The following is a 14,502-nucleotide window of genomic DNA, read 5'->3' on the forward strand; positions in this document are numbered from 1 at the left end:
CGCCGTGCTGCAGGAACTGATCGAGCGGGAGATCGCGAGCGGCCCGCTGCCCGGCGCGGTGGCGGCCTTCGACGACCCGGCGGGCCTGGAGGTCGCCGCCCGGGGCGAGCGCGCGCCGGGCGTCCCGATGACCCGCGACACCGTCTTCCGCATCGCCTCCCTGAGCAAGCCGATCCTCGCGGCAGCGGCGTTGGTGCAGGTGGAACGGGGCGTGATCGGGCTCGACGACCCGGTGGCGCGCCGGCTCCCCGAGCTCGCCGAACCCCGCGTCCTCCGCGACCCGAGCGGCCCGCTCGGCGACACCGTCCCCGCGGTCCGCCCCATCACCGTGCGGCACCTGCTCTCGTTCACCGGCGGCCTCGGCATGGTCTCCGACTTCGGGGCGCCCCTGATGCAGGAGCTGTTCGGCACCCTGCGCCAGGGCCCCGCCGACCCGCTCGCCACCCCGCCGCCCGACGAGTGGCTCGCCGCCGCCGCGCGCCTGCCACTGGCGCACCAGCCGGGGGAGGGGTGGACGTACAACACGGGCGCCGACCTCCTCGGCGTGCTGCTCGCCCGCGCCGCCGGCGGCACGCTCGGCGAGGTGCTGCGCGACGCCGTGCTGGACCCGCTGGGTATGGCCGACACCGCCTTCCGCGCGACCGAGGCGATGCGGCCGCGGCTCGGCGACGCCGTGATGTCGACGCCGGAGGGGCTCGCGATCGTCGACCCCGCCGACGGCGCCTTCCTCGCCGAGCCGGTCTTCGAATCCGGTGGCGGCGGCCTGCTCTCCACCGTCGACGACCTGCTCCGCTTCGGCCGGATGGTGCGCGGCGCAGGGGAGTCCGACGGGGTGCGCGTCCTGAGGCCGGAGTCCGTCGCCGCGATGACGTCGGTGCAGGTGCCGCCCCAGCCGGGCAACGTCTTCCTCGACGGTGCCGCCTGGGGCTACGGCGGCGCGGTGGACGTCGATCGAGCCCGCCCGTGGAGCGTGCCGGGGCGCTACGGCTGGGTCGGCGGATCGGGCACGGCGTTCTACTTCTACCCGGACTCGGGCAGGATCGCGGTGTGGCTCGGGCAGGTGCAGCTCGCCGGTCCCGCCGAGGGCGGGCCGATCGAGCGGTTCTGCACGGCCGCGATGGCGACCCAATACCCCTAGGGGGTATAGTCGACGGTGCGCGACGATCCGCGATCGCGCCAGTGTTGAAGGAGCGAGATATGGCAGTGGAGACCACCTACACCGTGACCGGCATGACCTGCGGGCACTGCGCGTCCTCGGTGCGCGAGGAGATCTCGGAGATCGGCGGCGTCACCGGCGTCGAGGTGAACGTCGAGACCGGCGCGGTCACCGTCGCCAGCGACGCCGAGCTGACGCGCGACACCGTCGAGGCCGCGGTCAAGGAGGCCGGCTACACGCTGGTCTGAGCGGTCCCGCTTCGCGCGGATCGCCGCCCCGACCGGCTACGGTGGGGGCATGTCTGAGCAGGGTTTCGGGGACTTCGAGTTCGAGCGCAAGTTCTTCGTTCGCGAGGTCCCCGAGGCCGCTGCCCTCGACCCCACGCCGACCCTCATCGTGCAGGCCTACCTGTTCGCCGCCGACGGCTACGCCGTCCGGGTCCGCGTGCAGGGCCCCGCACCGTCGGAACTGACCGACGATCCCGGCGCGCTGGTCGACGCCCTCGAGGGCGTGACCACCGGAACCATGACGGCCAAGGGGCCCGCCGTGAGCGGCACCCGGTACGAGGCCGAGCGCGAACTCGACGCCCTCGTCGCCGGGCAGATCGTGCGCCGCGCCGAGCACGTCGTCGCCAAGGTCCGCTACTCCATGTGGCTCGGCGAGGACGGCTGGATCGTCGACGACTTCCTCGGCGCCAACGCGCCGCTCGTGATGGCGGAGGTGGAGCGCGGCGGACCCGTCGTCGACCTCGCGATCCCCGACTTCTGCGTCACCGAGGTCTCCGAGGACGAGCGCTTCCGCAACGAGTACCTCGCGCACGTGCCCTTCGGCGGCTGGTCCGAGACCTACGCGCGGGAGCTGGCACTCCTCGGCCCGCGGTTCGTGCACTCCCTCGGCGAGAACCGCCTCGGCGGGGTCTGAGGAGCTCCGGGCTAGGAGTTCAGGTCCACGCCCCGCTTGTCCTTGATCGAGCTCACCGCGATCAGCGAGATGATCGTGACGATGCCGACGTAGATCCCGATGTGCCAGGACTCGCCGGTGGTCCGCAGGATCCACTCGGAGATGGTCGGGGCGAAGGCGCCGCCGAGCACCGCGCCGATGGCGTAGGCGATCGAGACGCCCGAGTACCGGACCGCGGCCGGGAAGAGCTCCGAGTACAGCGCCGCCTGCGGTCCGTAGGCCAGGCCGAGGCCGATCGAGAGCACGAACGCGGCGACGAAGTACCAGCCCAGGGACTTGGTGTCCATGAGGAACCACATCGGAATGCACCACAGCAGGATGATCGAGTAGCCGATCTGGAAGGTGCGGACGCGCCCGATCCGGTCGGCGAGGAGGCCTCCCACGAGGGCGAACGCCAACCATCCGAAGGCCGCGAGGGTGGTGGTGATCAGCACCCCGTCGAGGCCGACCTTGAGTGACTTGCTCATGTACGAGATGAAGAAGGCGATCAGCAGGTATCCGGCGCAGTTGACCGAGATGAAGCTGAGGGCGGCGACGATGACCTCTTTGCTGTTCGACCGAAACAGCTGGCGCAGTGGGGCGGCGGAGCCCTTCTTGGTCTCCTGCATGTGGTGGAAGACGGGGGACTCCTCGACGGTGCGGCGGATGATCCAGCCCACGACGATGAGCAGCACCGACGCCAGGAACGGGATGCGCCAGCCCCACTCGAGGAAAGCGTCCCGGCCGAGGATCTTCTGGAGGGCGAACAGCACGCTGGTGGCGAGGATGAGGCCGATCGGAACGCCGATCTGCGGGAACGAGCCGAAGAAGGCGCGCCGGTGGGTCGGTGCGTGTTCGACGGCCATCAGGGCCGCGCCGCCCCACTCGCCGCCCGCCGCGAAGCCCTGCACGATGCGCAGCGTGATCAGCAGGATCGGGGCCGCGATCCCGATCGACGCGTAGGTCGGGAGCAGGCCGATGAGGGCCGTCGCCACGCCCATGAGGACGAGCGTGAGCACGAGGACCTTCTTGCGCCCGATCCGGTCGCCCAGGTGGCCCGCGACGATGGCGCCGACCGGTCGGAAGAGGAACGAGATCCCCACGGTGGCGAACGAGATGATCTGCGCCAGGCCGGGGTTCTCCTCGTTGAGCGGCTTGAGGAAGAGCGGGCTGAGCACGAGCCCGGCGGCCTGGGCGTAGATGAAGAAGTCGTACCACTCGATGGACGTGCCGACCAGGGTGCCGGCGAGGATCTTCTTCTGTTCTCTGCGGTAGGCGACGGGGTCGTCGGCCGTCATGGTGGTCATAGGTGTTCCTCGAGGTCGACGGTGCTGTGGACGGGAGAATGGTTAATCAACCGAACGGTCGGTAAGTATTTGGTTGACGAGATAGTGCCACATGCCCGGAGTCGAGTCCATGGGATCTCGAGATTTGCGATCGGCCTCGAGGTGGACGGGTTCGCGCTTCCGACCGTGGGTGGTTGACGCGCGATGTATTAACACTGTTAACTTAACGTCGTTAATACAACTAGAAGGGGACGCACGATGATCGACGCACTCACCCGCTTCGTCGCGCGCCGCGCGAAGGCCGTGCTGCTGCTGGCCGTGATCCTGCTGGCGGGGCTCGGGCTCGCGGGCGTCGGTGTCGCCGACAAACTGCAGGCCGGCGGTTACGTCGACCCGCAGGCCGAGGCGATGCAGACCTACGACCGCATGGCCGACGACTTCCACCGCGGCGGGCTGCCGCTGGTGCTCGCCGTCTCGATCCCCGAGGGCCAGGAGGCCGCCGCGGGCGCTTACGGCCGCGGCCTGGTCGACCGACTCAAGGCCGACGGCCGCGTCGAGAGCGTGGTCGACGGCTTCAGCACGCCCACGCCGATGCTGCTCGGCGAGGACAAGCGCACGGCGCTCATCGTCGCCGCCATCGCGGGCGGCGAGTCCCAGGCCCCGCTCAACGCGAAGGCCATCGTCGGCGACCTGCCGCAGCCGCCCCCATCGGTCACCATGACCCCCGGCGGCCAGGCCTACAGCTACGCGCAGATCAACGACCAGTCCTCGCGCGACCTGCTGCTCGCCGAGGCCGTCGCCATCCCCATCACCTTCCTCGTGCTGGTGTGGGTCTTCGGCGGGCTGGTCGCCGCGGCGATCCCCGTGCTCATCGGCATCGCCGCGATCATCGCGACCACCGGCATCCTGCGCGCCTTCACCACGTTCACGGACGTCTCGATCTTCGCGCTCAACCTCACCACCGCGATGGGGCTCGCGCTCGCGATCGACTACACGCTGCTGGTGATCTCCCGCTACCGCGAGGAGGTGGCCGCGGGCAGCGACCGCGCGGAAGCCCTGCGCCGCACCATGAACACCGCCGGCCGCACCGTGCTCTTCTCCGCGGTCATCGTCGGGCTCTCGCTCGCCGCGATGGCGATCTTCCCCATGTACTTCCTGCGCTCCTTCGCCTACGCCGGCGTCGCGGTGGTGGTCTTCGCGGCCCTCGCCACGCTGATCCTCACGCCCGCGATCCTCACGGTGCTCGGCGACCGCGTGGACGCGCTGAGGATCGGCCGCCGCCGCGCGGAACCCGCGCCGCAGGACAGCCTCTTCTACCGGCTGACCCGCGCGGTCCTGCGCCGCGCCGTGCCCATCGGACTCGCCCTCGTCGCGCTCCTGCTGATCCTCGGAACCCCCTTCCTCAGCATCCATTTCGGCTTCCCCGACGACCGCGTCCTGCCGTCGTCGTCGAGCTCGCACCAGGTGGGCGACACCATCCGTTCCGACTTCGCCGAGGACGCCTCGGGGCAGGTCAGCGTCGTCCTCACCAGCACCGTCGACGACGGTGCCGTGGCCGACTACGCCGTGCGCCTCTCGCAGGTCCCGGACACCGGCGCGGTGGTGGCCCCGTCGGGCACGTACCTCGGCGGGCAACGCGTGGCCGATGGAGACCCGACCGCCCGGGCCGCGAACGGCACGGCGCTGCTGCTGGTCTCGTCGAAACTCGACCCGCTGTCGCAGGCCGCGTCCGATCAGCTCGACCGGCTGCACGAGGTGCAGGCTCCCGCGCCCCCGACCTTCGGCGGCTCCGCGCAGCTCAACCGCGACTCGGTGCAGTCGATCCTCGACACCCTCCCGACGGTCCTCGCCGTGATCGCGGTGACCACCTTCATCCTGCTGTTCCTGTTGACCGGCTCCCTCGTGCTGCCGCTCAAAGCGCTGGTGATGAACGTGATCTCGCTGTCGGCGGTGTTCGGCGCGCTGGTCGCGATCTTCCAGTGGGGCTGGCTCGGCGGGCTCGACACGACGGTGACCGGAGCGATCATCGCGAACATGCCGGTGCTCATGTTCTGCATCGCCTTCGGGCTCTCGATGGACTACGAGGTCTTCCTGCTCTCCCGCATCAAGGAGTTCTGGGACCACTCGGAGACGAAGGACCACGCCGCGAACGACGAGGCCGTGGCGATGGGCATCACCCGCACCGGCCGGGTGGTGACCGCCGCCGCGCTGCTCATGGCGATCGTCTTCGCCGCCATCGGTTTCGCCGGCGTCTCCTTCATGAAGATGTTCGGCGTGGGCATGATGATCGCGGTGCTGCTGGACGCCACCCTGATCCGCATGCTGCTCGTGCCCGCGTTCATGCGCGTGGCGGGCGTGTGGAACTGGTGGGCGCCGGCTCCGATGAAGCGGCTGTACGACCGCGTCGGTCTGCGAGAATCGTAAGCACCATGGAGCAGGGACGACGGCGGCGCAACAAGCGCGGCGACGGGGAGCGGCTCGCCGCCGAGATCCTCGACGCCGCCACGGATCTGCTCATCGAGACGGGCAGCGCCGAGGCGGTCTCGATCCGCGCGGTGGCGCAGCGCGCCGGCGTCACGTCGCCGTCGATCTACCTGCACTACCCCGACAAGGACGCGCTGCTCACCGCCGTCGTCGCGCGGTACCTCGGGCAACTCGACGACGCGCTCAGCGAGGCCGAGGCCGGCGCCCCGACCCCGCTCGACGCGGCGCGGGCGCAGGGCCTCGCCTACGTGCGCTTCGCCCTCGCCACGCCCGAGCTGTACCGGCTGGCGGCGATGACCCCGTCGGACGACGCCTCGGACGTGGACGTCGTCCTGACCACCGCGGCGTTCGCGCACCTCGAGCAGAACGTGCGCGACCTGCAGGAGGAGGGGTACTACCCGCCCGGCGATCCGCAGCCCATCGCGCTGCGCATGCTCACCGTCGTGCACGGCGTCGCCTCGCTGCTCGTCGCCAAACCCTTCCTGCCGTGGGGCGATCCGATCGAGTACGCCGACCGCGTGATCAGCGGCGCGTGCCTCGGGATCGCCCTCACCGCGGGCATGGACGAGTTGCCCGACGGTGCCGCCGCCCTCGCCCTGGTCCGGGAGCTCCGCGGCGGCTGAACCGCACGTTCTCTTTCGGGTGACAACGTCCGTGACCTGCTCGTTCGCAGCTGCAAGCGGCTTGACAAACATTTGTATAGACAGCACGATACGTTCGACCGGGGTGATCCTCGTCACTGCCGCACGGCAGTTCCCCGCTCCCGAACGAAGGACCACCGAGATGTCGACGACGAATGCGAAGGCGCCGCTGCGGGAGCGCCGCACCATCGACGTGGTGCCGGACTCCGAGCGGCACGGCACGCCCCGCAGCCAGTTCACACTGTGGTTCGGCGCGAACCTGCAGATCACCGCCATCGTCGACGGTGCCCTCGCCGTCGTCTTCGGCGCCGACGCGCTCTGGGCGATCATCGGCGTGCTGATCGGCAACGTGCTCGGCGGCGCCGTCATGGCGCTGCACGCGGCACAGGGCCCGCGGCTGGGCCTGCCGCAGATGATCTCCAGCCGCGCGCAGTTCGGGGTGAAGGGCGCCGCGGTGCCGCTGGTACTGGTGATCCTCATGTACCTCGGCTTCGCGGCCACGGGGACGGTGCTCTCCGGGCAGGCGATCAACCGCCTGATCGGGGTCGACGAGCCCGCCGTCGGGATCGTGATCTTCGGCGCCCTGACCGCGGTCGTCGCGGTGGTCGGCTACCGGCTGATCCACATCGTCGGCCGGATCGCCACGGTGGTCGGGATCGTCGGCATCGGGTACCTGATGGTGCGCCTGTTCTCCGCGTACGACGTGGGCGCCGTGGTGGGCGTCAAGGGCTTCGACATCGTCACCTTCCTGCTCGCGATCTCCCTCGGCGCCGGATGGCAGCTCACCTTCGGCCCGTACGTCGCGGACTACTCGCGCTACCTGCCGCGGTCGACGCCGGAGCGCACCACCTTCTGGGCGACGTTCGCGGGCAGCGTGATCGGCTCGCAGATCTCGATGACCTTCGGCGCCCTCGTCGCGGCCTGCGCCTCGAAGGCCTTCCTGAGCAACCAGGTCGGCTTCCTCGGGGATCTCGCCGGACCCGCCGCCGCGGCCGCCGTCGTCTACCTCGTGATCGTGGTGGGCAAGCTGACGGTCAACGTCCTCAACGCCTACGGCGGCTTCATGTCGGTGCTCACCACCGTCACCGCGTTCGGCGGCGGCTCGCGGATCTCCTCGCTCGCCCGCACGTTGTACATCGTCGGCTTCGTCGCCGTCTCGGTGATCATCGCGATCGCCGCGAGCGCCGACTTCCTGGAGAACTTCAAGAACTTCGTGCTGGTGCTGCTCATGGTGTTCACCCCGTGGAGCGCCATCAACCTGATCGACTACTACGTGATCTCCAAGGAGCGCATCGACATCCCCGCGCTCTACGACCCGGCCGGCCGGTACGGATCGTGGCAGTGGGCGGCGCTGTTCGCGTACGCCGCGGGCATCGTCATCCAGATCCCGTTCCTCGCGCAGAAGATGTACACGGGGCCCGTCACGGACATGCTCGGCGGGGCGGACATCTCGTGGATCGTCGGGCTGCTCGGCACCGCGGCGATCTACTACCCGCTGGCCAAGCGCACGTCCCGCGCGCCGGCCGAGATGATCTACCCCGCGTCCGACTCCTGAGTCGGGGCGGTCCCGAATCAGGGTGACCGCAACCGTTCTCTCGCCGGGCCGCGTGCCGCACTGTTCTCCTCACACCCGAGGAGGACAGATGATCGAGGTGCGGAACCTCACCAAGACCTACGGGACCGGCGCGGCGGCGACGCCCGTGCTGCGCGATGTGGGCTTCACCGTGGCCGCGGGCGAGATCTTCGCCGTCGTCGGCCCCAGCGGCGCCGGCAAGTCGACGCTCGCGCAGTGCCTGAACCTGCTGGAGCGGCCGACGAGCGGCACCGTCGTGATCGGCGGGCAGGACCTGACGGCGCTGCCGGAGGGGCAGCTGCGGGCGGCTCGCCGCCGGATCGGCACCGTCTTCCAGGCGTCCAGCCTGCTCCGCCGCCGCACCGCGGCCGAGAACGTCGCGCTGCCGCTGGAGTACCTGGGCGTCACCAAGGGGGAGACGCGGGCGCGCGTCGCCGAGCTGCTCGACCGGGTGGGGCTGGCGGACAAGGCCGGCCACTACCCGCACCAGCTCTCCGGCGGTCAGCGCCAGCGCGTCGGGATCGCCCGAGCGCTCGCGCTGCGACCCAAGGTGCTCCTCTCCGACGAGGCCACGTCGGGCCTCGACCCGGAGGCCACGGCGCAGTACCTCGACCTGCTCCGCGACGTGCGCGACGAGCTGAACCTCGCCGTCGTGCTCATCACGCACGAGATGGACACCATCGTCCGCGTTGCCGACAGCGCCGCGCGCCTCGACCACGGGGTCCTCGCCGAACAGGGCGCCCTCGTCGACCTGCTCACCGACCCCGGATCGGTGCTCGGCGGGGCCCTGCGGTCCGCCGGGCCCGCGGCGACGGCACCGTCGGGCCAGACGACGGTGCGCCTGACCTACGACACGACGGTGCCGGCCGACTGGCTCAGCCGCGTCACCCTCGAGACCGGGGCCGCGGTCGCGCTGCTCTCGGCGTCCGTGCAGGCCGTCGGTGGCGTCACCGTCGGAACGGTCACCGTCGGGATCGACGACGGTGACCTGTCCCGCGTCCTGGATTCGGCGCGCGCCCTGGGGCTGCGCACCGACGCGGGCGCGCGCGAGGCGGTGGCGGCATGACCTACCTCGCCTCCGGGATCACGGTGCCGCTCAGCGACATCCCCGACCTGGTGCTGCCCGCGCTCCGCGACACGGTGATCATGGTCGGGCTCGTCATGGTGATCGTGCTCGTCGTGGGCGTGCCGCTCGGCGCCCTGGTGCACAACCTCGCGCCGGGCGGCCTGCTCGCGAGACCCGCTCTGCACCAACCGCTCACGTGGGTCATCAGCATCGGTCGGTCGCTGCCCTTCCTCGTGCTGATGACCGCGATCATCCCGTTCACGCGGTTCCTCACCGGCACCAACATCGGCATCGCCGCCGCCGTGGTGCCGATGTCGATCGCGGGCATCGCCTTCTTCGCCCGCATCGTCGAGAACAGCCTGCGGGCGCTGCCGCCCGACGTGGTAACCGTCGCCAAGGCCTCCGGCGGCTCGAACGCCCAGATCATCTGGGGCGCACAGATCCCCGAGGCGCTGCCGGGCATCGTCGGCGGCCTCACCATCAACACCATCGCCATGATCGAGTACTCGACGATCGCCGGCACCATCGGCGCGGGCGGCCTCGGGTACGTCGCCGTGACGTACGGCTACCAGCGCTTCGACCACGGCGTCATGATCGCGACCATCGTGGTCCTCATCGTCGTGGTCACCACGATCCAGCTCGTCGGCGACGCGCTCGTGCGCCACCTCACCCCCGAACAGACCGTCCTCCGAAAGGCCCTCGCATGAGCGACACCGAAACCCCCACCCCGGCAGCGGCTCCCGCCGACGACGACCACGGCTTCACCACCCGCGGCTCGCGCCGGCCCCTCATCATCGGCGTCGTCGTCCTGGTGGTGCTCGTGGTGGCCGGCTTCGTGGGCTGGCGCGCCTTCGGCGGCTCCGACGCGAAGACCGCGAACGAGACCGCCGGCGCGACCCTGCTCGTGGCGACCACCGAGGGCAACGCCGCGGAGCAGGCGCTCATCGAGTTCATCGCCAAGGACGTCGCCCCGCGGCACGGGATCACCGTCGCCTTCAAGGGACTCGCCGATTCCACGACGATCAACCGCGCCGTCAGCGAGGGCGAGGTGGCGGCCACCGTCTACCAGCACAAGCTGTGGCTCGGGCAGGTCCTGCAGGCGAACCCGGACTTCCGCGAGGAGGCCGCGACGCCCGTCTTCCGGTGGGGCTTCGGGCTGTTCTCCGACAAGTACACCGACCCGCAGCAGCTGCCGCAGAACGCGAAGGTCTCGCTGTACTCCGACCCGGCCAACGAGGCCCAGGGGTTGTGGTTCCTCGAGCGCGCGGGGCTCATCACCCTCAAGCCGGATGTCAACAAGTGGCAGGCCACCGTCAAGGACATCGCGACGAACCCGAAGAACCTGCAGTTCACCCTGCTCGACTTCGCCGCGCAGACCCGCGCACTTCCCGACCTCGACGCCGCCGTCGGCTACACCGAGTACTACCTCGCCGCGGGGGTGAGCATCGAGAAGGAGATCTTCGCGCCGCCCGCCCCCGACGAGTTCGCCGGCCAGCTGACCATCGGCACGCGGTGGAAGGACACCGAGAACATCAAGAACCTCGTCGCCGCGTTCAAGGATCCCGCGGTGCAGGAGTTCCTGCGCACCGACCCGCGGGTGAAGGACATCCTGCTGCCGCTGTAGGTCAGGGCCGCGGGCGCTCGAGCCCCATCGCGCCCAGTCGCATCTCGACGACGCCGTCCCCCAGCAGGTGGTCGGCGTCGCCGAGCAGGCGGGCGGCGCGCTGCGGGTCGGGCCGGAGGCCGCCGTCGCCGGTGAGCAGCATGACGCCGGCGGTGAAGGCCGCCAGGCCGTGGTCCTGTTCCGCCGCATGGAGATACCAGCGCAGCGACTCCTCGGCGTCGCGGACGAGGCCGTACCGGCCGGTGGCGTACGCGGCGCCGAGGTTGTAGGAAGCCCGCGCGCTGCCCAGCTCGGCGGCGCGGCGGGTCCAGCGCAGCCCCTCCTGGTCGTCCTGCGGCACACCGAGCCCCTGGTGCGCGCGGAGCGAGAGCTCGAAGGCACCGTCGGCGCTGCCCCGCCCGGCGGCCTCCGCGAAGAAGTCCCCGGCGGCGTCCTGGTTCTCGGGCACGCCGAACCCGGCCTGCAGCAGGTAGGCCGCGTGGACGAGGGCGTCGAGGCGGTCCGCGTGGGTCACCTGGAAGGCCTTGGCCCTGCGCCAGGCGTCGTGCGCGAGCTCGGCGCGGTCCGCCCGGTAGATCGCGCGCGAGAGCAGGAAGGGGGCCTCGTCGACGCCGCCGGCCACGGCGCGCCGGTAGAGGTCGATGGCGCGGTCGTCGTCCTGGGGGAGGAGCGGCGACTGCCAGGTCCCGCCCGTGACGTACAGCGCCGCGAGCTCGAGGTAGGCGTCGCCCACGCCCGCGGCGCCCGCTCGCTCGAAGCCGGCGATCATGACCTGCGGCGCGTCGGGCGGGAGCAGCCCGAGCAGGTGCTCGTTCCGGACGAACGCCCCCGACAGCTCGCGGGCGTGGTGGAACACCAGCCGCGGATCGGTGCGCGGGTCATCGAGCGCGCGGCGCAGATCGGCGTAGGACTGCGAGGCCATGGCGTCACAGTACGACGCCGCGGGGCCGGGCGAGCGCGGTGCGACGGACTCGCCGCGGCCCCGAGGGACGGCCGGCTAGCGGACGGCGACGCTGTTGGCGGGGTCGAGCATCGGCACGGCGAGCGCGGCGGCGGGGATGCCGAAGGCGTCGACCAGCGACTCGGCGAGCGGGCGGGCCTTGCCGCACAGCTCGTTCACACCGCGGCGGATCGCCTTGGCGCGCTCCACCGAGATGTGCCGGTGCATGAGGTACCAACCCAGGTCGCGCTCAAGCAGCGAGTACACGTACAGGTTGCGCATCAGCTTGAGCGCGTCGCGGGTCTCGCGGTCCTGGACGTCGGTGATCGCGTCGACGAAGGCCTCCAGCACGATCCGCTCGATGTGCGCGTCGCCCACCTTGATCAGGTGGTCCTGCGTCTCGGTGAAGACCTCGAGCGGGTCCTCGTCGGGCTCCTTCGCGCGCCGCATGCGGGCGGCGGCAGTGCGCAGCAGGTGGTCCTCGCGGTTGCGCAGCAGCCGCAGCTGGGTGCCCGGGTGGGTGAGCTCGCTCTCCTCGGTGTCCTCGTCCGAGTCGTCGAGCAGCGTCTGCACCACCTGGCGGGCGGCGGTCTTCTCCAGCACGACGTCCTTGGCCATGTTCGCCACGAAGCGCACCCAGCCCACCGCGTCGAGGCCCTGCACGTCGCCGGCGTAGGCGGTGAGCTGTTCCTTGGCGACCAGCTGGGTGAGCACGAGGTTGTCGCCCTCGAAGGTGGTGAACACGTCGATGTCGCCGCGCAGCAACGGAAGCCGGTTCTCCGAGAGGTAGCCGGCGCCGCCGCAGGCCTCGCGGGCCGCGCTGATCGCGTCCGACGCGAGGCGGGTGTGGCCCGCCTTGATCGCGGCGGCCTTGCCCTCGATCTCGCGGGCGTAGGCGGGGTCCACCGCGTCGGGGTCGCCGGTCTGCAGCTCGTGCAGTTCCGCCGTGAGCTCGTTCTGCGCGATGGCGAAGGCGTAGGCCCGCGCGACCAGCGGCAGCAGCCGGCGCTGGTGCGTGCGGTAGTCGAGGAGCAGCAGCTCGTTGTCGCCGCCGGGCGCGTCGAACTGGCGGCGCACCAGCGCGTACTTGGTGGCGAGGGTGATGCCGAGCCGCCCGGCGGCGCCCGCCGCGGCGCCCACGGTGACGCGGCCCCGGATCAGGGTGCCGAGCATCGTGAAGAAGCGCTTGTTATCGGATTCGATAGGGCTGGAATAGGTTCCGTCCTCCGCGACGTCCGCATACCGGTTCAGCAGCTCGCGCCGGGGGATGCGCACGCGGTCGAAGACGATGCGGCCGTTGTCCACGCCGGGGAGGCCGCCCTTGTAGCCGCAGTCGGAGGTGGTGACGCCGGGGAGGTCGTCGCCGTTCTCGTCGCGGATCGGCACCACGAAGCAGTGCACGCCGCGGCCGGTGGGCTCCTCGCCCGGGCCGCCGGTGATGAGCTGCGCGAAGACGGAGGCCCAGCGCGCGTGCTTCCCGGCGCCGCCGATGTAGTCCTTGCGGGCGCTGGAGGTGGGGGAGTGGATCTCGAACTCGCCCGTCTCCGGCAGGTACGTGGCGGTGGTCTCCAGCTCCTGCACGTTGGAGCCGTGCCCGGTCTCGGTCATCGCGAAACAGCCCAGCACGTCGAGGTCGATGAGGCCCTTGACGTACGTGTCGTGGTGGTAGTCGGTGCCCAGGTTCTCCACGGCGCCGCCGAACAGGCCCCACTGCACGCCCGCCTTGACCATGAGCGAGAGGTCGCCGTAGCCGAGGGTCTCGATCGCGGTGACCGCGGCGCCCACGTCGCCCGTGCCGCCGTGCTCGGTCTTGAAGCCGTCGGCCGGGAAGCCCAGCGGCACCATCGCCTTCATCTGGCCGAGCATGAGCTCGCGGTACTCGTCGAGGCTCAGCCCGGCCTGCGGGACCACGTTCCCGTCCTGGATCTGCTCGCGCACCACGTCCCTCGTGGCGGCCCACCGGCCGTCCAGGATGGCGCGCAGCGCTGCGGTCAGTTCGGGCGACGATGCCGGCGAGGTCGGAGCACTCATGGCCTCAACCGTACCCAGCGCGGGCGATTCGTGTCGGTTCCGAGAGGGGAATCACGAGACCGGCGCGCAGCGGGCCCCGTCCTCGCTCGCCTCGAGCGCCGCCCGCACCGAAGCGGGCACCGGGAGCTCCTGGCCGGGCGTCGGCTCGACGCGCGCATAGCCCTTCCGCAGCGGCAGCACGCCGGACCAGCCGCCCTCGCTCGACGAGGCTCCGCCGGTGCGCGCCTTGGCGATCCAGTTGTCGGCGGTGATCGGGAAGGTGAGCACGGTGGTCGCGGCGAGTTCCTTGCGGGTGTTCGCGCGTAGCTCCGCGCTGCGCCCGGGGAGCAGCTTGTCGGTGAACGCCCCGAGCAGCTCCGCGCCGTCGACCGCCTCCGACGTGAGCGCGCCGCGCAGCACCGCCGAGCGGTAGTTCATCGAGTGGTCGAAGGCCGTGTCGGCCACGATCAGCGCGTCGACGTGGGTCACCGTCAGCGTCGCAGGGGCGCCCGCGGCGACGTGTCGCAGCGCGCCGGCCCCCGTCGAGCCGTGGAGCACGATCCGGTCGCCGAGGCGGGCGTAGGCGATCGGCACGGACCACGGCTGGCCGTCGGCCACCGTCGACAGCACGGCGACCACGCCGTCGTCCAGGATCTCGTCGAGGAGGCGGCGGTCGCCGCCGCGCTGGGGGTACCGGGTGAGCTTGTCCATGCGTCCATCCTGGGGCGGATACCGGCGCTGCAGAAGATCCAGAATCAGGAGATCTAGTGAACCAGTATTCTA

13 protein-coding genes are annotated in these 14,502 nt (G+C 71.0%); 9 read left to right on the top strand and 4 right to left on the bottom strand.

All coding sequences use genetic code 11. The features are described from left to right. Positions 1-4: 4 nt before the first annotated feature. From WFK95_RS03010 to WFK95_RS03020, 3 genes are read left to right on the top strand one after another with little or no spacing between them, the layout of a single operon-like run. On the top strand, positions 5-1,138 hold the full coding sequence (locus WFK95_RS03010) for a serine hydrolase domain-containing protein (protein WP_336669843.1): 1,134 nt from the start codon (positions 5-7) through the stop codon (positions 1,136-1,138). 59 nt (positions 1,139-1,197) lie between these two features. After that, the gene (locus tag WFK95_RS03015; RefSeq protein WP_336669844.1) at positions 1,198-1,404 is read left to right on the top strand and encodes a heavy-metal-associated domain-containing protein; all 207 of its coding nucleotides are present in this window, start codon (positions 1,198-1,200) and stop codon (positions 1,402-1,404) included. Positions 1,405-1,453: 49 nt separating this feature from the next. After that, complete coding sequence (locus WFK95_RS03020) at positions 1,454-2,077, top strand: hypothetical protein (RefSeq protein WP_224647529.1); 624 nt, start codon at positions 1,454-1,456, stop codon at positions 2,075-2,077. Between the two features lie 11 nt (positions 2,078-2,088). Here WFK95_RS03020 and WFK95_RS03025 read toward each other — a convergent pair whose 3' ends face one another. Further along, positions 2,089-3,402 carry an MFS transporter gene (locus WFK95_RS03025; protein WP_336669845.1) on the bottom strand — a complete coding sequence of 438 codons (1,314 nt, stop codon included), beginning with the start codon at positions 3,400-3,402 and terminating at the stop codon, positions 2,089-2,091. 237 nt (positions 3,403-3,639) lie between these two features. On the opposite strand from WFK95_RS03025, the gene WFK95_RS03030 reads away from it, so the two are divergent. The 6 genes from WFK95_RS03030 (at position 3,640) to WFK95_RS03055 (ending at position 10,769) form a co-directional block, all read left to right on the top strand. Then, complete coding sequence (locus WFK95_RS03030) at positions 3,640-5,805, top strand: MMPL family transporter (protein WP_336669846.1); 2,166 nt, start codon at positions 3,640-3,642, stop codon at positions 5,803-5,805. Positions 5,806-5,810: 5 nt separating this feature from the next. Next, the gene (locus tag WFK95_RS03035) at positions 5,811-6,488 is read left to right on the top strand and encodes a TetR/AcrR family transcriptional regulator (protein ID WP_336669847.1); all 678 of its coding nucleotides are present in this window, start codon (positions 5,811-5,813) and stop codon (positions 6,486-6,488) included. A 160-nt stretch (positions 6,489-6,648) separates the two neighbouring features. Further along, positions 6,649-8,061, top strand: coding sequence for a purine-cytosine permease family protein (locus WFK95_RS03040; RefSeq protein WP_336669848.1), 1,413 nt, complete (start codon positions 6,649-6,651; stop codon positions 8,059-8,061). 88 nt (positions 8,062-8,149) lie between these two features. After that, a complete protein-coding gene (locus WFK95_RS03045; RefSeq protein WP_336669849.1) occupies positions 8,150-9,145 on the top strand; it encodes a methionine ABC transporter ATP-binding protein in 996 nt (331 codons plus the stop codon). Continuing rightward, positions 9,142-9,852: a methionine ABC transporter permease gene (locus WFK95_RS03050; RefSeq protein WP_336669850.1), complete on the top strand. Its 711-nt coding sequence runs from the start codon at positions 9,142-9,144 to the stop codon at positions 9,850-9,852. The genes WFK95_RS03045 and WFK95_RS03050 overlap by 4 nt, the downstream gene beginning before the upstream one ends. After that, complete coding sequence (locus tag WFK95_RS03055) at positions 9,849-10,769, top strand: MetQ/NlpA family ABC transporter substrate-binding protein (RefSeq protein ID WP_336669851.1); 921 nt, start codon at positions 9,849-9,851, stop codon at positions 10,767-10,769. The genes WFK95_RS03050 and WFK95_RS03055 overlap by 4 nt, the downstream gene beginning before the upstream one ends. Before the next feature lies 1 nt (position 10,770). On the opposite strand, the gene WFK95_RS03060 is transcribed toward WFK95_RS03055, so the two are convergent. From WFK95_RS03060 to WFK95_RS03070, 3 genes are all read right to left on the bottom strand, one after another. Further along, a complete protein-coding gene (locus WFK95_RS03060; protein ID WP_336669852.1) occupies positions 10,771-11,691 on the bottom strand; it encodes a tetratricopeptide repeat protein in 921 nt (306 codons plus the stop codon). Between the two features lie 75 nt (positions 11,692-11,766). Further along, complete coding sequence (locus WFK95_RS03065) at positions 11,767-13,740, bottom strand: acyl-CoA dehydrogenase family protein (protein ID WP_336669853.1); 1,974 nt, start codon at positions 13,738-13,740, stop codon at positions 11,767-11,769. A gap of 51 nt (positions 13,741-13,791) precedes the next feature. Next, positions 13,792-14,430 carry a pyridoxamine 5'-phosphate oxidase family protein gene (locus WFK95_RS03070; protein WP_336669854.1) on the bottom strand — a complete coding sequence of 213 codons (639 nt, stop codon included), beginning with the start codon at positions 14,428-14,430 and terminating at the stop codon, positions 13,792-13,794. Positions 14,431-14,502: the final 72 nt, after the last annotated feature.

Source organism: Tsukamurella sp. USMM236, assembly GCF_037148755.1.
Taxonomy (GTDB): Bacteria; Actinomycetota; Actinomycetes; order Mycobacteriales; family Mycobacteriaceae; genus Tsukamurella.

What these genes read in the sequence shown, in the direction of transcription:
- WFK95_RS03015 (WP_336669844.1), top strand. Translation starts at nt 1,198, where the DNA reads ATGGCAGTGGAGACCACCTACACCGTGACCGGCATGACCTGCGGGCAC.
- WFK95_RS03020 (WP_224647529.1), top strand. Translation starts at nt 1,454, where the DNA reads ATGTCTGAGCAGGGTTTCGGGGACTTCGAGTTCGAGCGCAAGTTCTTC.
- WFK95_RS03025 (WP_336669845.1), bottom strand. Translation starts at nt 3,402, where the DNA reads ATGACCACCATGACGGCCGACGACCCCGTCGCCTACCGCAGAGAACAG.
- WFK95_RS03030 (WP_336669846.1), top strand. Translation starts at nt 3,640, where the DNA reads ATGATCGACGCACTCACCCGCTTCGTCGCGCGCCGCGCGAAGGCCGTG.
- WFK95_RS03035 (WP_336669847.1), top strand. Translation starts at nt 5,811, where the DNA reads ATGGAGCAGGGACGACGGCGGCGCAACAAGCGCGGCGACGGGGAGCGG.
- WFK95_RS03040 (WP_336669848.1), top strand. Translation starts at nt 6,649, where the DNA reads ATGTCGACGACGAATGCGAAGGCGCCGCTGCGGGAGCGCCGCACCATC.
- WFK95_RS03045 (WP_336669849.1), top strand. Translation starts at nt 8,150, where the DNA reads ATGATCGAGGTGCGGAACCTCACCAAGACCTACGGGACCGGCGCGGCG.
- WFK95_RS03050 (WP_336669850.1), top strand. Translation starts at nt 9,142, where the DNA reads ATGACCTACCTCGCCTCCGGGATCACGGTGCCGCTCAGCGACATCCCC.
- WFK95_RS03055 (WP_336669851.1), top strand. Translation starts at nt 9,849, where the DNA reads ATGAGCGACACCGAAACCCCCACCCCGGCAGCGGCTCCCGCCGACGAC.
- WFK95_RS03060 (WP_336669852.1), bottom strand. Translation starts at nt 11,691, where the DNA reads ATGGCCTCGCAGTCCTACGCCGATCTGCGCCGCGCGCTCGATGACCCG.
- WFK95_RS03065 (WP_336669853.1), bottom strand. Translation starts at nt 13,740, where the DNA reads ATGAGTGCTCCGACCTCGCCGGCATCGTCGCCCGAACTGACCGCAGCG.
- WFK95_RS03070 (WP_336669854.1), bottom strand. Translation starts at nt 14,430, where the DNA reads ATGGACAAGCTCACCCGGTACCCCCAGCGCGGCGGCGACCGCCGCCTC.